The organism is Desulfurella multipotens (assembly GCF_900101285.1).
Classification (GTDB): Bacteria; Campylobacterota_A; Desulfurellia; order Desulfurellales; family Desulfurellaceae; genus Desulfurella; species Desulfurella acetivorans.
On the sequence record NZ_FMYU01000003.1, the window covers coordinates 78,069 to 99,959 of the forward strand.

Genomic DNA, 21,891 nt, shown 5'->3' on the forward strand with positions numbered 1-21,891 from the left:
ATGAAATTTTTGATTTTCACTGGCCAGGGTTCGCAGTTTGTAGGGATGATAAAAGATTTGTATGACAATTTTGATATAGTAAAAAAAATTGTAAAAAAAGCTGATGAATCACTACCTTTTAATTTAAGTAATTTGATGTTTAATGGACCTTCAACTGAGCTTGTTTTAACTCAAAATGCCCAACCGGCAATACTAACAGCTTCAATTGCAATTTACGAACTTTTAAAATCAGAATTAGGATTCGATTTTGATATAAGCGCAGGGCACTCTTTAGGGCAATACTCAAGTCTCGTTGCCGCTGGCTCTTTAAGTTTTGAAGATGCTGTTTTTGCTGTTTACAATCGTGGCAAATATATGCAAGAGGCCGTCAGCATAGGTACTGGTGCGATGATGGCTGTAATAGGTAACAATATAAAAGAAGTTGAAGATTTATGTAAAGAAATTTCTAAAGAAAGTGATTATTACTGTGACATTGCAAATTACAATGCCCCAACGCAGATTATAGTTTCTGGTTATAAAAAAGGTGTTGAGAAACTCCAGTCAATTATAAAAGAAAACAATTTAGGCAAAACAATTATGCTTGATGTATCAGCACCATTTCATTGTAAATTAATGGAGCCAGTTGTAGAAAAAATGCAAAAAATACTTGATAGCATAAAGATAAATCCTGCTAGCAAAATTATTATAGAAAATGTTAATTCAAATATCATTAAATTTCCCGATGAAATAAAACATTCATTACTTGATCAAATAGCAAAACCTGTAAGATGGATTGATAATGTAAATAAAGCTTTGAGTTATCCTATAGAATTAATCGTTGAATGCGGTCCAAAGGATGTTTTATCTGCAATGTTGAAAAGAAATATAAAAAATGTAAATATTAGTGGAATTTTTGATTTAAAAAGCTATAATACATTTAAGGAAAGTGTATGGGTTACAAAGGCAGTGTAGCTATTATTAGTGGAGCTTCAAAAGGTATAGGAGCAGCTATTGCTGTAGAGCTTGCAAAAAAAGGTTTAAATGTAATTATAAATTACAATGCAAGCGAAGAACAAGCTATGAAATTAAGCGAAACTATAAAAAAAGAACAGGGTAAATGTGAAATTAAGAAATTTGACGTTTCAAATTTCGCAGAAGTTGAAGCTGCATTTGCGGAAGTTGTTGATAAGTATAAGACAATTGATTATCTCGTAAACAATGCGGGTATCGTTTCAGATAATCTGATAATTAAAATGAAAGAAGAAGAATTTGATCGAGTAATAAAAACAAACTTATACGGTGTGTTTAATTGCTCCAAAATTGCTGCAAAATACATGATAAAACAAAAATTTGGCGTGATAGTAAATATTAGCTCGATTATAGGTATTTTTGGTAATGCAGGTCAATCAAATTACGCTGCTTCAAAGGCTGGGATAATAGGTTTTACAAAAAGTTTAGCAAAGGAGCTTGGTTCAAGAAATATCCGAGTTAATGCAGTTGCCCCTGGATTTATTGAAACAGACATGACTGAGAGCCTTAATATAATACAAAAAAAGCTTTTAACAGATAAAATTTCTTTAAAAAGACTTGGCAGTGGCGAGGATATAGCTAATGTAGTTGCGTTTTTACTTAGCGAAGAGTCAAGTTACATTACAGGTGAAGTAATAAACGTAAGCGGTGGACTTACTATATAAAAAATAATTGTACAAGGAGGAATAAATAGATGTCATCTATTGCAGATCAGGTAAAAGAAATTATTAAAGAACAACTTGGGGTAGAAGAAGAAGAAATTAAACCAGAAGCAAAGTTTATTGAAGATCTGGGAGCGGACTCTTTGGATACTGTTGAGCTAGTTATGGCTATGGAAGAGAAATTTGGCATAGAAATTCCCGATTCAGACGCCGAAAAAATTTTAACTGTTCAAGATGCAATAAATTATGTAGAAAGTCATATCAACAAATAAAACATTATGAAAAAAAGAGTTGTTGTAACAGGCTATGGGATGGTATCGCCCATAGGTCTGTCTGCTAAAGAAAGCTATAAGAATGCAATAAACGGTATAAGTGGAATTGATAAAATTACTAGATTTGATGCTTCTAATTTTGAAGTTCAAATAGCTGCTGAAGTAAAAGGTTTTGAGCCAGAAAAATATGTAGAAAAAAAAGAAGTTAAAAAGTATGATTTATTTAGTTTATATGCTTTAGCTGCAGCTCAAGAAGCCATAGAGCATTCTGGTTTAGAACTGGAAAAATATAATTTATTTAGGTGCGGTGTTAGTGTAGGTTCTGGTATTGGTGGTCTTGGAACAATAGAAAAATACGATCATGCTTTGTTAGAAAGAGGTTACAAAGGCGTATCTCCTTTTTTTATACCTACTGCTGTTATAAATATGGCAGGGGGCAACATTGCTATAAAGTACGGTTTTAAAGGCCCAAATTATGCAACAGTTACAGCCTGTGCATCAGCTACGCACGCAATAGGTTTTGCAGCAAGAAATATAATGTACGGTGATGCTGACGTTATGGTGGCTGGTGGTTGTGAATCTACAATTACGCCACTTGCTATAGCAGGTTTTCAGAATATGAAAGCACTTTCTACCAGGAATGATGAGCCTCAAAAAGCGTCACGTCCGTTTGATAAAGATAGAGATGGCTTCATTGTTGGAGAAGGGGCAGGTATCTTGATTTTAGAAGAATATGAATTTGCTAAAAGGCGCAATGCTAACATTATTGCCGAACTTGTTGGGTTTGGTATGAGTGATGATGGTTACCATATAACTGCGCCAGATCCAGAAGGCAAGGGTGCCATTTTTGCTATGCAAATGGCTTTAAATGATGCAGGACTAAACCCAGAAGATATTGATTACATTAATGCTCATGGCACATCAACATATTTCAACGACAAAATTGAAACGTTAAGTATCAAAAGTGTGTTTAAAGATCATGCATATAAATTAGCTGTAAGTTCTACAAAATCAATGACAGGTCACTTACTTGGGGCAGCAGGTGGAGTTGAGGCTGTTTTTAGTGTTATGACAATTGAAAATTCGATTATACCACCAACAATAAACTTAGAGCATCAGGATCCTGAATGTGATTTATTTTATGTGCCAAATAAATCTATTGAAAAGAAAGTTAATGCTGTTATGTCAAATTCTTTTGGCTTTGGTGGTGCAAATGCTGTTTTAGTTTTCAAGAAATTTAATGGATAGTGCTATATTTTTTGACTTAGATGGAACCCTTGTAGACTCAAAAAAAGATTTGGAAAAAGCAGTGGTTTCCACTGCTTTAAAACTTAAATTAGAAATTTTAGATAAAGAATATATATTGTCATTGGTAGGAAATGGAATATATAGGCTAATTAATGATTATTTAGTTTCTATAAATGCAACTGATTATTACGAACAGTTTTTAAAAATATTTTTATCATACTATTACGAGCATATTTGTGATAATAGTTACCTTTATAATAACGTTAAACCTACACTTCAGCTATTAACAAAACAGTATAAATTATTTGTTGTGAGCAATAAATTAGAAAAATTTTCCAAAAAATTATTAAATGAGTTAGAAATAGAAAATTTTTTTGAAGAAATAATAGGTGGAGACAGCTTTGAAAATAAAAAACCAGACCCACAACCTATTCTAAATTTAATTAAAAAATATAAAATAAATCCACATAGTTCACTTTTTGTGGGTGATAGCGAAAATGATTACTTTGCTGCAAGAGCATCAAATCTAAAAATGGGGTGGGTTAGTTTTGGCTATAAAAACGAATCAATTTTAAAAAAAATTACTCCTGACTTTATTTTTGATAAATTCGAGTATATATTAAATATAACTTTATGAATTTTGATATTGAATCTTATCAAATTTTAAAATCTTTAAAAATAATATGTGATAGATATAATGTTAAACTTTATTTAGTGGGTGGTGCCGTAAGAGATATTTTGTTAAATAAAAGGCCTATTGATTTTGACTTTTTAGTATCTAGTAAAATAGATAAGATAGCTGCAGAATTTTCGCAAGTAACAAACACAAAATATATTTTATTTGAAAAAAAAATTAGGGTTTTTAGATATGTTTTTAATGATTGTATAGTTGATTTATTAGAATTTGATTTTAATGATCTTGATTCAGAACTAAAAAGGCGCGATTTTACAATTAATGCAATTGCTTTTGATTTAGATACGAAATCAATAATCGATCCAACAAAAGGTATTGGGGATATTAAAAATCGTGTAGTTAAATGTATAAGCGCTGATGTATTTAAAGACGATCCAATAAGGTTAATTAGGTTATTTCGCATAGCTGCACAACTAAAGTTTGATATAGAAAAAAACACTTTAGAAAAAGCTAAAAGTTGTATTTATCTTATTCATAATATAGCAAATGACAGAATAACCCAGGAACTGGAAAAGTTTTTTCTTATAAATGATACATTTAATTATTTATTGCTAATGGATAAAATTGGTTTACTCGATGAACTTTTTGAAGAATTAGCATATGAAAATGGATGCATGCAAAGCTCAAGTCATTTGTTTGATGTGAAATCACATTCTTTAAACGTTTATAATTTTGTTGAATGGTCAATTTTGAGAATGAAAAGAATTGTTGGTGAAGAATGTTTTGAGTATTATTTTGATTATTACAAAAGTAATAGAAAACAAATTATAATTGCACTAAAATTAGCGGCTTTATTTCATGATTGTGCAAAACCTTTTGTAAAGCAGATAGACAACGGCGAAATTTCATTTAAAAATCACGAAATTTATAGTGCAGAAATTTTTAAAAAATACGCCAAACAGTACAATTTTCAAAAGAAAATTGTCAAAATTACAATTTTTTTGATTTTAAATCATATTGAACCTGCTAGGCTTTTTTTAAACTGGAAAAATAATACTTTAACTGACGAGCTGCTATATGATTTTTTTGATAAATTTGGCATTAATGGTGTGGATCTTCTTGTTTTTGCTTTAGCAGACACTTTGGCAAAAGGCAAAATAAAAATGGTAAATAGAGAAGTATTTATAGATTTTTTAAAAGACATGACTTGTTTTTATTTTCAAAGATATTTGAATTTTTTAAAAATTCCACAAATTTTAAAATCAGATGAGATACTTAAGCTTGGCATAGAAAATAAAAAATTATCTGTAGTTATTAGGTTGCTTAGAAAAAATGTATTTTTGCAAAAAATTAAAACAAAAGACGAAGCAATAGCTTTTGTAAAAGAATTTTTGTAAATGTCTAGCGCAATGGTATATTGATTTCCAATATTTCAAGATGATTATCGCGCTCTAACTTAACATCTATACGTGTTGGATCAATATTAACATATTTTGATATAACAGAGATTAAATCTTTTCTTAAATCTTCTACAAAAGGTGCGCTATTGAGCTGTCTTTCGTGCGCAAGTATTATTTGCAATCTGTCTTTAGCAACATTTGCAGATTCTCGTCTTTTAGTAAAAAAATCCAACAATCTCATTTTCATTCCTTAAAAAAACCAATAATTGTTTGCAAAAAACCCTTTTTTTCCTCTTTGATTTCATTGAATTCAACGTTATCACCCAAAATTCTTCGTACAATATTAAAGTAAGCTTTTCCTGATGGGCTATCTTTATGTAATACTGATGGCTCACCCATATTTGTATAGCTTATAATATTTTTGTCTTCAGGTACAAGACCGATAAGCGGTATGCTAAGAATTTGTAAAACATCATCTTTACTGAGCATATCGCCATTTTTTACTAAAAGTGGGTTTATTCTGTTGATTATAAGTTTAATGTTTCTTTTCTCATTAGCTTCAAGTATGCCTACAACTCTATCAGCATCTCTTATAGAAGAAATTTCTGGTGTTGTGACAATTAATACTTCGTCTGCTGGTATCATTGCGTTTTTAAATCCCCCTTCAATACCAGCAGGTGAGTCTAAAATAATAAAATCAAATTCTTCTTTTAATTCATTTGTTAATTTAACTATCTGTTCTGGTTTAACTGCTGATTTATCTCGTGTTTGGGCAGCTGCTATAAGATACAGATTTTCTGTTCTTTTATCTCTTATGAGGGCTTGACTAACTTTGGCCACATTTTCGATAACATTTACAACATCATATACTATTCGGTTTTCTAAACCTAAAATCATATCAAGATTTCTAAGACCAATATCTAGATCAATTGCGACACATTTTTTTCCAGCAAGTGCAAGACCAAGTGCAATATTTGCGCTTGTTGTCGATTTTCCAACACCGCCTTTGCCGGATGTTATAGTTATTACTTTTCCCATTTACTCACTCCATTTTATAGTTTAACCATTCTTTATATGCTAGTACAATTATATTATCATTTTCAATAAATGCAACTTCTGGTTCTTTTTTAATAGTATTTTTTGGTTTATCTGGAGCTTTGGCAAGATAGTCAAATATACGAATTTGGGGACTATTAAGTTCAAAGGCAAATATAAATGCTTCTTTATTAGTTTTAAAACCAGCATGAGGTATACCTTCAAGGCTGCCTAAAACAAAAATATTTTTTTTGGCATATATATAGGCATCTCTATTCACATTGCCCATAATTATTAGATTATCATCGGATTCGAGTGTTTGTCCACTTCTTATATTACCTTTGAATACCACAGAATTTGGGTGTGTAATGGCTTGCGTTAAAGTAGGTACATCAAGGTTATTTACAGTTTTTGTATTATCTATATAAATTGCGTTTATATATAAATTATGTTTTTTTAAATAATCTATTGCAAAATCTATGTTTCTTTGTGAGTCTAGTTTTATAGTAAGTATGGAATTCTTAAAAAATTCAATATTTTTTATTAGATGGCTATTAAAAAAATTAATAATTTCTTCATTTGAGCTGGATTTGTCTATTTGTATTTCGTAACCTAAATAGTTTCTACCTTTTATTGCTAAATTTTCCATGGCATTTTATAAATACCATAAAATAATAATATTTTCAAGAATTATTGAAAATTGAAAGCTCTTTATGTATACTTTGTAGCGTGAAAAAAATTGTTGTTTATTTTTTAGGCTTTACTTTATCTTTTATAGAACTTGTTTTATCTTTTTTTAATAAAAGCCTGTGTGATGCATATTCTTGTAAATTGGTTGCAAATTATGTTAGATACGGCGAATCTATATTAATTTTAATTGGTGTGGTTACTTTTTTGAGCTTAATATTGCTTGAGCTATCAAAATTGAGATTAAAAGAGCACCTAATTGACGCGATTTTGATAGCTGCATTATCAAGTGAAGGCTTACTTTTATCTTTTCAGATTTTTTCTTTAAAGGTTATTTGTTATTTTTGTTTTTCAATTTTTTTGATTTTTTTAATTATAGTGATTGTAAGGTTGATACAAAAACACTATTTAATGATTTTTGCGTTTGTCAGTTTCATAAGCGTTTTTTTTGTAGGCTATCTTGTAATGCCTAACCTTTCTCCTCTAAGTTACGGGTATGATTTATTTTACTCTAAAACTTGTCCACATTGTGAAAGAACTATTGCTTTTTTAAAAAATGCTCATATCAATGTAAATTTATACAATGTGAATGAATATAAAAATTTTTTAAATAATATCGGTATTAACCAGGTACCAGTTCTTTTTGTGAATTTAAAAGATCAAAAGAAATTTATAGTAGGACAAGAAAATATTGAAAAATATTTTTCTAAACCTAAGCCCAATATTAATTACAATTTTTTTAACGAAAACCAAACATGCATAATAGGTAATAATTGTACGAAATGAAACGATTCCTAGTTATTCAAACAGCGTTTTTAGGCGATGCAATACTTAGTGTACCTATAGCGGATTCAATAAAAAACAAACATAAAAATGCAGAAGTTTTTGTTCTTACGATTCCACAAAACAAAGATGTTTACACGCTTAATCCAAATATAGATAAGATTATTTTGTATGATAAGCATGGTTTAGAAAATGATATATTTAGTATGATAAAAAAAATTAAACTATTAAAAAGCATTGGTTTTGACTGCATAGTTACACCTCATCCAAGTGCAAGAACGGCAATTATTAGTTACTTTAGTAGAGCCGGATGTCGTATTGCACCATCAAGTGTTTCTCTAAGTTTTTTATATACAAATACAATCAGCGTGGAATCTATGCCACATCAAATCGATAAGAACCTTGCATTGCTTACGTTATTGGATTTTGAGGAAAAAGATTTGATTAGAAAAATAAATTTGTTTTTTTCAAAAGATGATGAAAAACTTATAAATGGTGTGCTGGAAGCTTATTCTATTAATCATACAAAAAGGATTGTTGTTATTAACCCAGTTTCAGCCTGGCCAACAAAGAGATGGCCAAAAGAATATTACAAAGAATTAGCTTTTATGCTTGAGCAAAGCGGGTATTTGATAGTATTGGTTGGTACTCAAAAAGATATTAATATCGGAGAATATATAAAAAATAATAGAAAAAATATTGTTAATTTAATGGGTCAAACAACTTTAAAAGAACTTTTTGCTGTAATCTCAAAAGCAAATTTGCTTATTTCAAACGATTCGGCACCTGTACACATTGCATCTGCTTTTAATATCCCAACGATTGAAATATATGGTCCAACATTGCCAGAATTTGGTTTTTATTCTTTGAGTGAAAAAAAAGCGATCTTTGAAATAAAAGATTTAGACTGTAGACCATGTGGCACACATGGAGGCAATTCATGCAAAAAATCTCATTTTGATTGTATGATGCGCATCATTCCTCAGGAAGTATTTAAAACAGCTATAGAGTTTTTGGGATGAACTTTTGTATTATTCGCTTAAGCTCACTTGGAGATATTGTTTTAACAACAGCTTTTATTGAAGAGTTAAAGAAAAAGTACCCAGATAGCAAGATCTTTTATGTAACAAAAAAAGCCTTTATTGATTTATTTAAAAATATAGATTTTGTTGACAAAGTATTGGATTTTAATCAAATAAAATGTTTAAAGAACATAAAATTTGATGCAATATACGATTTGCAGGTTAATCTTAGAAGTTTTTTGATATCAACCAAACTAAAAGGCAAAGTATATAGGGTACCAAAACACAGGTTGTATAGGTTAAAAATTTTATACAAGTCACGATTTCCTTTCAATTTTATAAAAGAAAAAAAACAAAAAGATATTATAGAAGATTATTTAAGCCTTATTGGCAAAAAAGAAGGTTACCCGAAACTAACTTGCAAAAAACAAAAAAATAAGGAATTAATAATTGGTATAGCGCCTTTTGCTGCATGGAAAAACAAAATGTGGCCAAAGCAAAGTTTTATAGAACTGATTAAGCTTTTAGATGCTTATTTTTCAGAAAAAACATTTTTTATTTTTGGGTCCAAACAAGAAAAAATTCTATCAGAAGATTTCGATAAACTCCCATATAGTATAAAAAATTACACTGGTGCTTTATCTTTAAGTGAGCTTGTAAATAAAATAGGTTTGTGCGATGTTTTCGTTACAAATGATTCAGGTTTAATGCATATTGCAAGCGCCTGCAATATACCAATTGTTGCTATTTTTGGGCCAACTGTGAAAGAATTTGGGTTTTATCCACGAACAAAATCTGTTATAATAGAAAAACAACTTGATTGCAGACCGTGTCACCTGCATGGGGGCAATGTTTGCAAAGAGGGTCATTTTAGATGTATGAAAGACATTCATCCACAAGAGGTTTTTTTAGCTGTTAAAAGTTTATTGGAGGAAAACAATGTTTAGTGTACCAGTATTACTATATCACCATATAAATTACGATAACGATGTTTTATCTATTAGCCCAGAAGTATTTGAAGAACATTTGAAATATTTAAAACAGGAAGGCTATGTAAGTATAGACGATGAAGAACTGGCTCAATATATGATTGAAGGCAAAAAAGATTGGCAAAAGGCTGTTGTTATAACATTTGATGATGGGTATTTAGATACTTGGGTGTGGGCATATCCTTTACTTAAAAAATATGGTTTTAAAGCCTTACTTTTTTTGGTTACATGGAATGTAGAAGAAGAAGAGTCTTTAGGTTTTAATTTAGATGATGTGTATGCTGGTAAAATTCAAATGGATAAACTACCAAAGTGTGAAGCGCAATATGCTATAATTGATGGTTTTAGACATAAAGTAGAAAGTAAACTATGCTGGAGCGAAGTGCGTTTTATGGACAAAAGTGGAATAATAAAAGTTTTACCTCACTCTAAAATGCATCAAAAGGTGTATGCAAGCGATAAAATTATTGGCTACAATAGACCAAGAGAAAAACTATCATATTTTGGTGATGTAGCAGGTGACAAAAGGTATGGTACACTTGATTTTGACAGAAAGCCTGAGTTTGCTTACAATGAATTTATTCCTGACAAAGATTTAAACGATATGTTGCACAAGCATGTTTTGGATAATGGTTACTTGGATTTTTTTAAAAAAGAAAACTACAAAAGAGAACTTGACGAGATTGTTGAAAATTATAGACAAGAAAAAGGTTCAATTGGTGTATTTGAAACGGATGAACAAAGATACATGAGGGTTTTGAGAGAATTAAAACTTGTAAAAGGTGAACTTGAAACAGAAATTAAAAGAAAAACATATTCATTTGCATGGCCGTGGGGTGCATACGATGAGATTAGTATAAAAGCAGCAAAAGAGGCTGGGTTTAAATATTTATTTACAACTAAAACAGGAGCGAATATAGTTGGATCTAATGTGCTTGAGATAAAGAGGTTTAGGGTTTGGAAGTCTGATCTAAATTGGTTTAAAATGCGTTTGCAAATGTATTCAAGTCCTCTTTTAGCCAGAGTTTACTCTTACTTAAAAAAATAGTTTTTTATTGACATATTATGCTTTTTATGTATACTACTATTAAATATAAACTAATTAAAAAAGGGGGTTTTTATGAAAAAAGAATTATCGGAGTTCTTGAAGCTTAGGGATTTTATTTTAAGTGGACCTGATTACAATACATGCAAAAAAGAATTTAAATGGCCTCATTTGGTTAAATTCAATTGGGCATTAGACTATTTTGATTATATTGCAAAAGATAATAACGATGTGGCACTAATTTGTGCAGATGAAAATGGTTTAGAAAAAAAGGTTACATTTGATGAGATGAGAAGACGTTCTAATCAAGCTGCGAATTTTTTTAAGGATTTAGGTTTGCAAAAAGGCGATAGAGCCATGATTATGATGGAAAACTCGGTGTATTTGTATGAAATTTTACTTGGTTTGATGAAAGCAGGTGGCGTAATTATACCAGCTGCTACAATGTTGCCTCCCGAAGATGTAGCAGATAGGATTAAATCGGCAAATATAAAGTTTTTATTCGTTAACAGTGAATATGTAGATAAGGTAATGAAAGCAAAGGAAGCATTATTTGATTTGGTCGCTCGAATAAATGTTGGAGATCCATTGGATACGGTTTTGGAAGAAGATTCGGATAAAGTACCACTCTGGTTTAATTACAAAGAAGTAGATAAATACAAAGATGAATACGTACCTACATTTATAACGTACTCTACAGATGAAATGTATTCTTTTTTTACTTCCGGCACAACTGCAAAACCAAAGCTTGTTATGCATTCTCATCATTATCCAGTTGGCCACTTAACAACAACTTACTGGATTGGTTGCAAAAAAGGCGATATTCATTACAATATTAGCGCACCAGGTTGGGCAAAACATGCTTGGAGTAGTTTTTATGCACCGTGGAACGCTCAAAGCACTATTTTTACTTATCGATATAAGCAATTTAATGCTAAAAAAGTTTTATCTGCAATAGAAAAATATAAAGTAACAACGCTTTGTGCGCCACTGAGTGTTTGGAAATTGTTTTTAATTGAAGATTTAAGTCAATATAAATTTTCTCTAAAGCAACTTGTAAGTGCAGGAGAGCCACTAAACCCAGAAATAATAAAAAAGGTAAAAGAAAAATTAAATATCGATTTAAGGGAAGGTTATGGTCAAACAGAAAGCACTGCTATGGTGGGAAATTTTATTGGAGAGCCTATTAAAGAAGGTTCTATGGGCAAAACCGCACCGGGCTATGAGCTTTTTGCATTAAATGAATTTCTTGATCCAGTTAAACCAAAAGAAGACGGTCAGCTTGCCGTTAAAATTTATCCTGTAAAACCACTTGGTTTATTGACGGCTTTAGGTGATCCAGAAAAGAATGCGGCAATTTTTAAAGGTGGTTATTATTTAACCGGTGATGTAGCTTCTATAGATGAGGATGGTTATTTTTATTTTGTTGGCAGAGCAGACGATGTATTCAAGAGTCTTGATTATAGGATAAGTCCGTTTGAAGTAGAAAGTGAAATTATGGTTCACCATGCAGTTTTAGAAGTAGGCGTAATACCAACTGTAGATGAAAAAGACAGAATTGTGCCAAAAGCATTTATAGTGTTGAAACCCGATTATATAGCTTCAAAAGAAATGGCATTAGATATTTTTAGATTTATAAGAGACCATATGGCACCATATAAAAGGCCAAGGGTAATTGAGTTTATGAGCGCATTTCCAAAAACAATAAGTGCTAAAGTTATGAGAAAAGATTTAAAAGCTTACGATCAAGAATTAAGAAAAAAAGGCATAAGAGGTGAATTTGAATTCAAAGAGTCAGATTTTGCAGATGAATTAAATCTTAGAAGAAGCTAATTTTTTTCAACATTGAATTGAAAATATTTTGTAAATATTGTAAAATATCAAAAGGGGAGATTGTATGGATGAAAAGAAACTGGAATCGTTAAAAGTTGCCATATCAAGTATAGAAAAACGTTTTGGCAAGGGTTCATTAATGAAACTTGGTGAACACGAAGCAGTTAAAATAGATGTTATACCAACAGGCTCGCTATCTATTGATTACGCAATAGGCGTGTGTGGAATACCAAGAGGTAGAATAACAGAAATTTATGGACCGGAATCAAGTGGTAAAACTACACTTGCTTTGCATTGTGTTGCAAATGCTCAAAAAGAAGGTGGTATCGCTGCGTTTGTAGATGCAGAACATGCTTTAGATGTAGAGTACGCGAAAAATTTAGGTGTAGATGTTGATAATCTTTTAATTAGTCAGCCTGATTCTGGAGAACAGGCACTTGAAATTATTGATACGCTAGTTAGAAGCAATGCAGTAGATATTATCGTACTTGATTCTGTTGCAGCTCTTGTACCACAAGCTGAAATTGAAGGAGATATGGGTGATGCCCATATGGGTTTGCAGGCTAGACTGATGAGTCAAGCGTTGAGAAAACTAACAGGTGCTATAAGCAAAACGAATACTGCCATAATTTTTTTGAATCAAATAAGAAGTAAAATTGGCGTTATGTTTGGCAATCCAGAAACAACAACTGGTGGCAATGCGCTAAAATTTTACGCTTCTGTTAGAATTGATATTAGAAAAGTAAATAACATAAAACAAGGCCAAGATATTGTTGGCAATCGCACTAAAGTGAAAATAGTTAAAAACAAAGTAGCACCGCCATTCAAAGAGGCAGAAGTTGATATCATATACGGCAAAGGTATAGATTATATTGGAGATGCACTTGATTTAGCTGTTAATCATGAAATTGTAGAAAAAAGCGGATCTTGGTTTGCCTATCAAAATCAGCGTTTAGGTCAAGGCAGAGACAATGCAAGGGATTTTCTAAAAGAAAATCCTGACCTACTGAATAATCTTATAGACGAAATCAAAACAAAATTAAATTGTTTTACGCAAAAAAAAGAAGATGTTGCAGATTAAAGAAGTTTTAAAAGATGCTATAGAGAATAAAGCATCTGATATTCATTTGAAGGTAGGTACAAAACCAAAATATAGAATAGCAGGTGATATTCAGGAAAGTAATTTTGATATAATTTCTGCAAATGATTTCGAATCTATTTTGGATACACTTGATTTAACAAGTTACCAAATGGATAAACTGATAAAAAACAGACAAATTGATATAGGATATGGCTTGGAAGGTATTGGTAGATTCAGGGTTAATGTATTTTATCAACGCGGCTCTTATGCTGCTGTATTCAGGTTTTTACCATATAATATACCGACACTTGAAGAATTAGGTTTACCAGATGTTGTAAGAGAGATTGCTCTAAAGCCCAGAGGTTTGGTTTTGATTACTGGTGTAACAGGTAGTGGTAAGTCAACTACGCTTGCTTCTATGATTGAGCTAATAAATGAACAAAAAGCAAAAAATATTATTACAATAGAGGATCCAATTGAGTATATCTTTAATGATAAAAAAAGTATAGTTATCCAAAGACAGGTAGGTTTTGACTGTATTGATTTTGCATGGGGACTAAGAGGTGCTTTAAGAGAAGACCCAGATGTAATTATGGTTGGAGAAATGCGAGATAGTGAAACTATTAAAATTGCACTTGAAGCTGCAGAAACTGGACATTTGGTTTTGTCAACACTTCATACTTTAAATGCTACAGAAACCGTAAATAGAATTGTGTCAACATTTGATTATAAAGACCAAAAACAAATTAGAAGTCAGCTATCAAACGTTATTGAAGCAGTGATTTCTCAAAGGCTAATAAAAAGCACATCAAAAGAAAGGTCAAGGGTTGTTGCTACAGAAATACTTTTGGGTACAGATTTTGTTAGACAGGCTATATTAGATCCACAAAAAAGCTCTGATTTATCTAAAGCATTAATTTTAGGCACTAACGGAATGCGTACATTTGATTTTTCTTTAATGGAACTTTACAATAAAGGACTAATTAGCATTGAGAGCGCTTTGGAATTTGCCAACAATCCAAATGACCTATCTTTGAAGTTTAAAGGCATTTATTAGTGGAAGGCTTAGATTACGCATTTAAGTTGATATCAAAAAAACGATATACTTCAAAAGAACTGCAGGAAAAACTTGAAAAAAAAGGCATTGATCCAGAACCCATTATTAATAGATTAAAAGAACTTAATTATCTAAATGACTTGGAATATGCCATAGATTATAAAAACAAAAAGCAAAACGAAGGCTATGGTAAGTATAAAATTTTATTTCACTTAAAAAATAAGGGTATAAGTGAAGATATTTTAAATAATTTAGAATTTTCAAATAGCAAATTAGAAGAGATTTTTTTAAGTAAGATTCAAAAAATAAAGGATAATAAAAAACAAAAAATATACGCATTTTTAATAAATAGAGGCTTTGATAGTAGTGACATTAAAAATTTAATTTACAAGTATGAGGATAAATTATGAATTCAAAAATTGTAAGGGAAACTTTTTTAGAGTATTTTGAAAAAAACTCTCACACTCGTGTGAAAAGTTCTTCGCTGGTACCACAAAATGACCCTACTTTGCTTTTTACAAATGCAGGGATGGTGCAATTTAAAAATGTATTTTTGGGTAACGAAAAGAGGAATTATACACGAGCCTGTAGTTCTCAGAAATGCGTAAGGGCAGGTGGCAAGCATAATGATTTGGAAAATGTAGGCTACACTGCAAGGCATCACACATTTTTTGAGATGCTGGGTAATTTTTCATTCGGTGACTATTTTAAAAAAGAAGCTATACATTATGCATGGGATTTAGTTACAAATGTTTATGGTTTACCCAAAGAAAAGCTTTGGATTACAATTTTTAAAGAAGATGATGAAGCTTTTGAAATATGGCACAAACAAGAAGGTGTTGATGCGTCTCGCATCGTTAGAATGGGCGAAAAAGATAACTTCTGGTCAATGGGTGATACAGGACCATGCGGACCGTGTTCAGAAATACACATAGATCAAGGAGAAAATGTAGGTTGTAGACGTCCTGAATGCTCTATAGAATGTGATTGCGATAGATTTTTAGAGATATGGAATTTAGTTTTTATGCAATTTGATAGGTCAATAGATGGTAAACTTACCCCACTTCCAAAACCAAGTATTGATACAGGTATGGGTCTTGAGAGAATAAGCGCAGTATTAGAAGGTGTTTACAGCAATTTTGATACAGATCTGTTTATCCCGATTATACATAGTGTATGTGATTATTTTTCTGTTGAATATAAAAATAATGAAAGTACAGATGTAGCCCTTAGAGTAATAGCAGACCACCTAAGAGCTATGGATTTTTTAATAGCTGATGGAGTATTGCCAGATAAAGAAGGCAGAGGTTATGTGTTAAGAAAAATTATAAGAAGAGCTATGAGGTTTGGTACAAAATTAGGTGCAAGAGAACCGTTTTTGTTTAAACTTGTTGATAGCGTAAATGAATCTCTTGGTGATATTTACCCTGAGATTGTTCAAAATCAAATATTTGTTAAAAATACTATAAAACTGGAAGAAGAGCAATTTTTAAATACGCTTGAAGAAGGACTTGCTTTATTTGATAAACTTGTTGATAGGTCAAATAATATCTTGGATGGACAAAAAGCTTTTAAATTATACGATACATATGGTTTTCCAATCGATTTAACACTTGATATAGCAAAAGAACAAAATATTTTTGTCGATATTGAGGGTTTTAATAGACACCTAGAAACACAAAGACAAAAGTCAAAGTCAAGCTTTAGTATGAATATAGATTTAAAAGACAGTTTGGCTTTAGCTCTTAGAGACTTAGAGCCTACAGAATTTGTAGGGTACGATAATTTAGAATACAAAGGACACTTAATAGCAATATTTGATTTGAATTTTAACAATAAAAACGTTGTTAATGCTAAAGAAATTGCTTATTTTGTTTTTGATAAAACGCCATTTTATGCAACAAGTGGTGGTCAAGTTGCAGATAGCGGATTTATTTTTTCTGAAACTTCAAAAGCTTATGTATCAGATGTTTTTAAACATTTAGATAAGTATTTTATTCATAAAGTTGAAATTTTAGAAGGCGAATTTGAAAAAGACAAAAGCTATACATTGAGTATTAACGTTGCTAGAAGAAAAGATATAGCGCGTCACCATAGTGCAGTTCATTTGCTTGATTCTGCTCTTATTAGGAGGCTTGGAAATCATGTTAAGCAAGCTGGTTCTTTAGTTGAACCAACAAGACTTAGGTTTGATTTTACACATAATTTTAAACTTACAGAAGAAGAAATTAAAGATATAGAAATCATAGTAAATAGCTGGATACAGGAAGCATACCCTGTTAAGACTACAATTATGAATACTAAAGACGCAATTGAATCAGGTGCCATAGCATTATTTAGTGAAAAATACGATGAATTTGTGCGTGTTGTGGAAATGGGTAATGTTAGTAGAGAGCTGTGTGGTGGTACTCATGTTAAAAATACTGGAGAAATAGGATTTTTCAAAATTATTTCAGAAGAAGCACTATCTAAAGGCGTAAGAAGAATCGAAGCAAAAGTTGGTATGTCTGCATACGACCATGTTTTAAAACTGGAAAAAGCACTAAATTTTGTTTTAAAGGAATTATCAACAAATGTTGATGAACTTCCTAAAAAAATAACAGAATTAAAACAACAACCAAAAGAAAAATCAAAAACCTTTAAGATTGAATTTAACCAAGAAAAAATAAAAAACATAGATATGTGCAATTTTTATATTGATTTTGTTGAAGGCAATATCGAAATGCTAAAAAAATATGGTGATGCAGTAAAAAATCGTGTAAAAGATATTGTTGTAGTCTTGTATGGAAAATTTGAAGAAAAGGTTTATATTGTATGTATGGTAAGTGGTGAATGTAAAAATTATTTTAAAGCTAATGAAATTATTAAAAATATTTGCAAAAAATTTGGAGCGAAAGGTGGCGGAAAAGAACAATACGCCCAGGCGGGTGTAAGTATTGATAAAATAAATAAAGAACTTGTTTTTGATGAATCGCTTTATAAAAAGGAGGAATAGTATGCTAAAAGATTTATTTTATGCAGGTGTTGGTTTGGCATACAACATAAACCAGAAAATAACAAAAGCAATTGAAGATGGCAAAAGCATATTAAAAGAAAAAAATGTAAGCGAGTATATTAGTTCTGAAGTAACAAAAAAGAAAGAAGATATTGACAAAATTATATCAGAATCTTTGAATGAATTTTTTTCTAAAATTGGGATGGCAACAAAAGAGGATATAGAAAAATTAAGACAGGAACTTAAAAACTTTAAACATGAATAGAAAGCCTATTGTAGCTGGTTATTTTTACCCATCAGACAAGATTGAGCTTATAGAATATCTAAATAGTGTAATTGATTATAAACCATTGTATAAGCCAAAAGCTATAATTGTACCGCATGCTGGATATGTTTATAGTGGCTATATTGCAGCAAAAGCATACAGTATTATCGAACCATATGACATATATGTTGTTCTAGGACCAAACCACACTGGACTTGGAGAATATATATCTGTATTTGATGGAATATACGAAACGCCACTTGGCAAAATAAAGCCATGCGAGTCAATAATTAACGAAATAACAAAAAGTTATTTGGTTAAAAAAGATAGTCTGGCTCATATAAAAGAGCATAGCATTGAGGTACAGTTACCATTTATACAATTTACAAATAAAAATAATTTTTGTATTGTACCTATTGTTGTTGGAACAGCTGATTGGAATATATTGGCAGAATTTGGGCATTTGCTTAGCAATGCTTTAAAGTCAAAAAATGCTTTAATTATTGTAAGTAGTGATTTTAATCATTATGAAGATCAAAAAACAACCATTTATAAAGATAATTTAGCAATAGAAAAAATTCTTTCTCTATCTGAAAATGAATTTGCAAATACTATTGAAAAATACGATATTTCAATGTGTGGTGCCAATATTGCTTATGCAGCGCTTGTAGCAAGCAAAGATCTTGGTGCTAAAAATGCAAAGCTAATTGAGCATAAAACGAGTTTTGATGTAAATGGACAAATGGACCAAACTGTAGGATATGCAAGTATTTTAATTCAATGAGATCGAAAATCTCCAAAATCCTTTGGCAATATCCATTTGCTTTTGTTTTAAGCGGGATATTAAGTACTTATTTTTTTCTTACAAAAAGTTCTTTACTAATTTTTAGTCTTATAGCTTTTACAATTGCAATATTTAGGTTTAAACTAATTATTTTAACTGCATTTTTAGTAATTTTGGTTTTTGCTTTTAAAAAAAGTCAAACCTTGCCACTAAATTTCGAACAAGACAGTGAATTTAAAGCTAAAATAATATCGGTAAAAGAACAAAGTAGATTTTTGAGTGTTATTGCAAGAAGCGAAAGTTCTAAAAATGTTTTTTTGTATGTACCAAAAAAATATACAATAAACGATAGTGGCAAATACCTATTTTATGCTAAAATCAAAAGCATTGATGCGCTAAAAGATGATGATTTTAGAGATTTCTTAAAAAGTAAAGGTATTTATTATTACGGATTTGCTTATTATGCAAAATGTTTGTCAACTGGCAATATGCTAGATAATTTTAGACGAAAAATCATAACTGAAAACTATTATTTTTTAAAAGATCCGCATGATAGATTGATAGAAGCTGCAGTCTTTGGGGATACAAAACGTCTCTTTCCTATTATAGATTATTTTAAAAATACTCAAACTATTCACATTTTGAGTGTTTCCGGTGTACATATGAGTTTTGCTTTTGCTATATTTTACTTTTTATTTTTCAAGATTGTTTCAAATATAAAATCAATATACCAACGGTACAATTTAAAAATTATTTCATCTATTTTTGGTATCGTATCTACATTGGTATATTTTAGTATAAGCGGTGGACAGATTCCTGCTGTGCGCTCTTTTATTATGATTATGCTTTTTGTTTTATCAATGATATTTGGTTTGCAGAAAAATGCTTATAATATATTATTTTTTGTTGCAACTCTATTTTTTATTTTTTATGGATTTGAAATTTTTAGTGATATTTCTTTTGTTTTATCTTTTGTAATGACATTTTTTGCTATTTACACTGCATTTGTAATTCAAAGGCTGAAATTAAAAAAATTGTATGCATTTTTTGTTTTTAGTTTTTGCATGAGTGTATTTTCAATACCACTGTCAGTTTATTATTTTGGATATGTTTCTACAACAAGTTTTGTTTCAAACCTAATCCTTGATCCTTATTTTGGTTTTTTAATAATGCCTATGTCGTTTTTGAGTATTGTATTTACTTTTTTACCATATTATTTTAAATGGCCATTTTTTGCTATTTTTGATTTTGTAATCAAAATTTATTTTCAAATATTGGTTTTTTTGAGCAATCTTACAAAAATAATTCATATAAACCCTATTAATAACGTAGTTGTGGTGCTTTTATACATTGTTTTAATTGCTTTAGTTGAATTGATAGTAAGTAAAATTAGCGCTGCATCTTTTTCAAAAGCAAATCTTTCTCAATAGAAAAGTAATTATCTTGATTATTTATTTTTGATAAAGAATCTTTTGCTTGATCAAATAAGCCTAAATGATAATAACATAACGCTTTTATGTAATGTATGTAATCGGATGGACCTAAATGGCTTTCCATTTCTTGAGCCACAATAAGTACTTTTTGGTAATTATTTTCATTTAAATACACTTCTATAAGTTTTTGCCAGTATAGAGGATTTTTGTAGTCAGAGTACATTATGGCGCTTTCTAAGTCGTTTACTGCTTTATGATTTTCTTTTAGCGTCAAATACAAAATAGCACGGTTATAATATGCCACATCGATATTTGGATAAGTAAGTGTGTCAATAAGTTTATCAAATAACTCTTTTGCTTTTGAATAATTACCTTCTTCATAATAAATTACACCTAATTCATTGTATGCATCATAGTAATTTTTATCTAAATTAATAGTTTTTTCCAAATATTGTTTTGCTGTGTTATCATCTTTTTTAAGCCTATAAGCTAAAGCGTAAATAAAGTAAATATTAGGATTTGATGGTTCAATATCTTTTGCTTTATTGAGATAAACAAAAGCTTCGGAAAGTTTAGAATAATCTTTATTTACTATGATATTTTTTGCCATTTCATAGTATATTTGAGCTACTTTACTACCATCGCTTTGTGTACTTGAAGGCATAGTTTGACACGATACTATAGAAAAACTAACTAATAAAATTAAAACAATTGCAATCTTTCTCATATTTCAATTGTAAATTATACTTGAATTGTGTATAATTTGCAAGTAACAATATTAATAAGGAGTGTTTATTGGTGGCTTTAGAACAAGAAAAAAGATTTTTAATACAAAACATGATTGAGCAAGTTCATTTAGAAGCTTTTCCTCAAGCTGCAAATCAAATACTCAATCTTTTAAACGATGAAAATGTCAGTATTTATAGTTTATCCAAAGTGGTTTCGCATGATTCATATATAGCAGCTACTCTAATAAGATTGGCTAATTCTCCTTTTTATGGTGTTAAAAATAAAGTTACAGACCTAATGCATGCTATATCAATTATTGGTTTAGAAAGTGTAAAAAGGTTAGTTTTAACCATTAGTGCAAGATCAATATTCAAAGACTATGATGAGTTTGATAAACTTTTATGGGAACATATGATTGGCGTAGCTACATGTGCACAAGCAATTAGCTTTAAGTTTAATTTATTTAATGAAAACGTAAGTTATGTAGCAGGTTTACTACACGATATAGGCAAAACAGTTATGTATAAAAGTAAACTAATAAGATATGAAACTGTAATAAAACAGGTTGATTCCAACGATAATTTATTGAGTATAAAATTAGAAAATGAATTGTATGGTTTTAATCATTGTGATGTAGCAAAAGAATTACTGGGTTTATGGAACTTTGATAATTTGATTGTTGAGGCAATCTATCTTCACCATAGCGATAAATTTGTTGATACAGATGCAGGCAAACTTTCAGCTATTGTTAATTTTTCTGATTATGTAGTTAACTGGCTGTCGATTGGAAGGATAAAGCCTTATAGAGCTGTTCCTTTGCAAGACCTAGAATCGTTTAATTTTTTAAAAATCCGTATTGATAATATGGATGATTTTTTGCAAGAAATATTAGCAAGAATAAATTTTTCAAAAGATATTTTTTAAATGGA

General features: G+C 30.3%; 23 protein-coding genes. 19 read left to right on the top strand and 4 right to left on the bottom strand.

Annotation, left to right across the window (positions count from 1 at the left end; genetic code table 11):
* The 6 genes from fabD to BLQ93_RS02475 are packed head-to-tail and all read left to right on the top strand — an operon-like array spanning position 1 to position 5,221.
* Complete coding sequence (fabD, locus tag BLQ93_RS02450; RefSeq protein ID WP_159427474.1) at positions 1-951, top strand: ACP S-malonyltransferase; 951 nt, start codon at positions 1-3, stop codon at positions 949-951.
* A complete protein-coding gene (gene fabG / locus BLQ93_RS02455; RefSeq protein ID WP_092127957.1) occupies positions 930-1,673 on the top strand; it encodes a 3-oxoacyl-[acyl-carrier-protein] reductase in 744 nt (247 codons plus the stop codon). Before fabD ends, fabG begins: the two co-directional genes overlap by 22 nt.
* 29 nt (positions 1,674-1,702) lie before the next feature.
* Positions 1,703-1,942, top strand: coding sequence for an acyl carrier protein (gene acpP, locus BLQ93_RS02460; RefSeq protein ID WP_038572357.1), 240 nt, complete (start codon positions 1,703-1,705; stop codon positions 1,940-1,942).
* A 6-nt stretch (positions 1,943-1,948) separates the two neighbouring features.
* Positions 1,949-3,190 (top strand): beta-ketoacyl-ACP synthase II, encoded by a 1,242-nt coding sequence (gene fabF / locus BLQ93_RS02465; protein ID WP_092127959.1) that lies wholly within the window; start codon positions 1,949-1,951, stop codon positions 3,188-3,190.
* Positions 3,183-3,827 carry an HAD family hydrolase gene (locus tag BLQ93_RS02470; RefSeq protein WP_092127961.1) on the top strand — a complete coding sequence of 215 codons (645 nt, stop codon included), beginning with the start codon at positions 3,183-3,185 and terminating at the stop codon, positions 3,825-3,827. Before fabF ends, BLQ93_RS02470 begins: the two co-directional genes overlap by 8 nt.
* Positions 3,824-5,221 (top strand): tRNA nucleotidyltransferase/poly(A) polymerase-related protein, encoded by a 1,398-nt coding sequence (locus tag BLQ93_RS02475; RefSeq protein WP_092127963.1) that lies wholly within the window; start codon positions 3,824-3,826, stop codon positions 5,219-5,221. The genes BLQ93_RS02470 and BLQ93_RS02475 overlap by 4 nt, the downstream gene beginning before the upstream one ends.
* 4 nt (positions 5,222-5,225) lie before the next feature.
* Here the strand turns inward: BLQ93_RS02475 and minE are convergent, their stop codons facing one another.
* The 3 genes from minE to BLQ93_RS02490 are packed head-to-tail and all read right to left on the bottom strand — an operon-like array spanning position 5,226 to position 6,908.
* On the bottom strand, positions 5,226-5,465 hold the full coding sequence (gene minE / locus BLQ93_RS02480; protein ID WP_025392136.1) for a cell division topological specificity factor MinE: 240 nt from the start codon (positions 5,463-5,465) through the stop codon (positions 5,226-5,228).
* A 2-nt stretch (positions 5,466-5,467) separates the two neighbouring features.
* Positions 5,468-6,262, bottom strand: coding sequence for a septum site-determining protein MinD (gene minD, locus BLQ93_RS02485; protein WP_025392135.1), 795 nt, complete (start codon positions 6,260-6,262; stop codon positions 5,468-5,470).
* 4 nt (positions 6,263-6,266) lie between these two features.
* Positions 6,267-6,908 (bottom strand): septum site-determining protein MinC, encoded by a 642-nt coding sequence (locus tag BLQ93_RS02490; RefSeq protein ID WP_025392134.1) that lies wholly within the window; start codon positions 6,906-6,908, stop codon positions 6,267-6,269.
* Between the two features lie 80 nt (positions 6,909-6,988).
* Here BLQ93_RS02490 and BLQ93_RS02495 point away from each other — a divergent pair, with 80 nt between their 5' ends.
* The 12 genes from BLQ93_RS02495 to BLQ93_RS02550 all read left to right on the top strand — a co-directional run bounded on the left by BLQ93_RS02495 (position 6,989) and on the right by BLQ93_RS02550 (position 20,230).
* Positions 6,989-7,732: a glutaredoxin family protein gene (locus tag BLQ93_RS02495; protein WP_092127965.1), complete on the top strand. Its 744-nt coding sequence runs from the start codon at positions 6,989-6,991 to the stop codon at positions 7,730-7,732.
* Positions 7,729-8,751, top strand: a complete 1,023-nt coding sequence (gene waaF / locus BLQ93_RS02500) for a lipopolysaccharide heptosyltransferase II (protein ID WP_092127967.1) — start codon at positions 7,729-7,731, stop codon at positions 8,749-8,751. Before BLQ93_RS02495 ends, waaF begins: the two co-directional genes overlap by 4 nt.
* Positions 8,748-9,698, top strand: coding sequence for a glycosyltransferase family 9 protein (locus tag BLQ93_RS02505; protein ID WP_092127969.1), 951 nt, complete (start codon positions 8,748-8,750; stop codon positions 9,696-9,698). Before waaF ends, BLQ93_RS02505 begins: the two co-directional genes overlap by 4 nt.
* Complete coding sequence (locus BLQ93_RS02510) at positions 9,691-10,788, top strand: polysaccharide deacetylase family protein (RefSeq protein ID WP_092127971.1); 1,098 nt, start codon at positions 9,691-9,693, stop codon at positions 10,786-10,788. Before BLQ93_RS02505 ends, BLQ93_RS02510 begins: the two co-directional genes overlap by 8 nt.
* A gap of 72 nt (positions 10,789-10,860) precedes the next feature.
* Positions 10,861-12,618 (top strand): acetate--CoA ligase, encoded by a 1,758-nt coding sequence (locus tag BLQ93_RS02515; RefSeq protein ID WP_092127973.1) that lies wholly within the window; start codon positions 10,861-10,863, stop codon positions 12,616-12,618.
* A 64-nt stretch (positions 12,619-12,682) separates the two neighbouring features.
* Positions 12,683-13,699, top strand: a complete 1,017-nt coding sequence (gene recA / locus BLQ93_RS02520; protein WP_025392128.1) for a recombinase RecA — start codon at positions 12,683-12,685, stop codon at positions 13,697-13,699.
* Positions 13,686-14,756, top strand: a complete 1,071-nt coding sequence (locus tag BLQ93_RS02525; protein ID WP_245670436.1) for a type IV pilus twitching motility protein PilT — start codon at positions 13,686-13,688, stop codon at positions 14,754-14,756. Before recA ends, BLQ93_RS02525 begins: the two co-directional genes overlap by 14 nt.
* Positions 14,756-15,166: a regulatory protein RecX gene (locus BLQ93_RS02530; protein ID WP_092127975.1), complete on the top strand. Its 411-nt coding sequence runs from the start codon at positions 14,756-14,758 to the stop codon at positions 15,164-15,166. Before BLQ93_RS02525 ends, BLQ93_RS02530 begins: the two co-directional genes overlap by 1 nt.
* Positions 15,163-17,751 (top strand): alanine--tRNA ligase, encoded by a 2,589-nt coding sequence (gene alaS / locus BLQ93_RS02535; protein WP_092127977.1) that lies wholly within the window; start codon positions 15,163-15,165, stop codon positions 17,749-17,751. The genes BLQ93_RS02530 and alaS overlap by 4 nt, the downstream gene beginning before the upstream one ends.
* A 1-nt stretch (position 17,752) precedes the next feature.
* Positions 17,753-18,016, top strand: a complete 264-nt coding sequence (locus BLQ93_RS02540; RefSeq protein ID WP_025392124.1) for a phasin family protein — start codon at positions 17,753-17,755, stop codon at positions 18,014-18,016.
* Positions 18,009-18,800, top strand: coding sequence for an AmmeMemoRadiSam system protein B (amrB, locus tag BLQ93_RS02545; RefSeq protein ID WP_025392123.1), 792 nt, complete (start codon positions 18,009-18,011; stop codon positions 18,798-18,800). Before BLQ93_RS02540 ends, amrB begins: the two co-directional genes overlap by 8 nt.
* Positions 18,797-20,230 carry a ComEC/Rec2 family competence protein gene (locus tag BLQ93_RS02550; RefSeq protein WP_092127979.1) on the top strand — a complete coding sequence of 478 codons (1,434 nt, stop codon included), beginning with the start codon at positions 18,797-18,799 and terminating at the stop codon, positions 20,228-20,230. Before amrB ends, BLQ93_RS02550 begins: the two co-directional genes overlap by 4 nt.
* Here the strand turns inward: BLQ93_RS02550 and BLQ93_RS02555 are convergent.
* Positions 20,190-20,960, bottom strand: a complete 771-nt coding sequence (locus BLQ93_RS02555) for a tetratricopeptide repeat protein (protein ID WP_092127981.1) — start codon at positions 20,958-20,960, stop codon at positions 20,190-20,192. The two genes, BLQ93_RS02550 and BLQ93_RS02555, sit on opposite strands and share 41 nt — an antisense overlap.
* Before the next feature lie 71 nt (positions 20,961-21,031).
* On the opposite strand from BLQ93_RS02555, the gene BLQ93_RS02560 reads away from it, so the two are divergent.
* A complete protein-coding gene (locus BLQ93_RS02560) occupies positions 21,032-21,886 on the top strand; it encodes an HDOD domain-containing protein (protein ID WP_143338664.1) in 855 nt (284 codons plus the stop codon).
* The last annotated feature ends 5 nt before the right edge of the window (positions 21,887-21,891 follow it).

What these genes read in the sequence shown, in the direction of transcription:
- alaS (WP_092127977.1), top strand. Translation starts at nt 15,163, where the DNA reads ATGAATTCAAAAATTGTAAGGGAAACTTTTTTAGAGTATTTTGAAAAA.
- BLQ93_RS02490 (WP_025392134.1), bottom strand. Translation starts at nt 6,908, where the DNA reads ATGGAAAATTTAGCAATAAAAGGTAGAAACTATTTAGGTTACGAAATA.
- fabF (WP_092127959.1), top strand. Translation starts at nt 1,949, where the DNA reads ATGAAAAAAAGAGTTGTTGTAACAGGCTATGGGATGGTATCGCCCATA.
- fabG (WP_092127957.1), top strand. Translation starts at nt 930, where the DNA reads ATGGGTTACAAAGGCAGTGTAGCTATTATTAGTGGAGCTTCAAAAGGT.
- fabD (WP_159427474.1), top strand. Translation starts at nt 1, where the DNA reads ATGAAATTTTTGATTTTCACTGGCCAGGGTTCGCAGTTTGTAGGGATG.
- BLQ93_RS02470 (WP_092127961.1), top strand. Translation starts at nt 3,183, where the DNA reads ATGGATAGTGCTATATTTTTTGACTTAGATGGAACCCTTGTAGACTCA.
- BLQ93_RS02550 (WP_092127979.1), top strand. Translation starts at nt 18,797, where the DNA reads ATGAGATCGAAAATCTCCAAAATCCTTTGGCAATATCCATTTGCTTTT.
- BLQ93_RS02555 (WP_092127981.1), bottom strand. Translation starts at nt 20,960, where the DNA reads ATGAGAAAGATTGCAATTGTTTTAATTTTATTAGTTAGTTTTTCTATA.
- BLQ93_RS02505 (WP_092127969.1), top strand. Translation starts at nt 8,748, where the DNA reads ATGAACTTTTGTATTATTCGCTTAAGCTCACTTGGAGATATTGTTTTA.
- waaF (WP_092127967.1), top strand. Translation starts at nt 7,729, where the DNA reads ATGAAACGATTCCTAGTTATTCAAACAGCGTTTTTAGGCGATGCAATA.
- BLQ93_RS02510 (WP_092127971.1), top strand. Translation starts at nt 9,691, where the DNA reads ATGTTTAGTGTACCAGTATTACTATATCACCATATAAATTACGATAAC.
- amrB (WP_025392123.1), top strand. Translation starts at nt 18,009, where the DNA reads ATGAATAGAAAGCCTATTGTAGCTGGTTATTTTTACCCATCAGACAAG.
- BLQ93_RS02540 (WP_025392124.1), top strand. Translation starts at nt 17,753, where the DNA reads ATGCTAAAAGATTTATTTTATGCAGGTGTTGGTTTGGCATACAACATA.
- acpP (WP_038572357.1), top strand. Translation starts at nt 1,703, where the DNA reads ATGTCATCTATTGCAGATCAGGTAAAAGAAATTATTAAAGAACAACTT.
- minE (WP_025392136.1), bottom strand. Translation starts at nt 5,465, where the DNA reads ATGAGATTGTTGGATTTTTTTACTAAAAGACGAGAATCTGCAAATGTT.
- minD (WP_025392135.1), bottom strand. Translation starts at nt 6,262, where the DNA reads ATGGGAAAAGTAATAACTATAACATCCGGCAAAGGCGGTGTTGGAAAA.
- BLQ93_RS02525 (WP_245670436.1), top strand. Translation starts at nt 13,686, where the DNA reads ATGTTGCAGATTAAAGAAGTTTTAAAAGATGCTATAGAGAATAAAGCA.
- recA (WP_025392128.1), top strand. Translation starts at nt 12,683, where the DNA reads ATGGATGAAAAGAAACTGGAATCGTTAAAAGTTGCCATATCAAGTATA.
- BLQ93_RS02515 (WP_092127973.1), top strand. Translation starts at nt 10,861, where the DNA reads ATGAAAAAAGAATTATCGGAGTTCTTGAAGCTTAGGGATTTTATTTTA.
- BLQ93_RS02475 (WP_092127963.1), top strand. Translation starts at nt 3,824, where the DNA reads ATGAATTTTGATATTGAATCTTATCAAATTTTAAAATCTTTAAAAATA.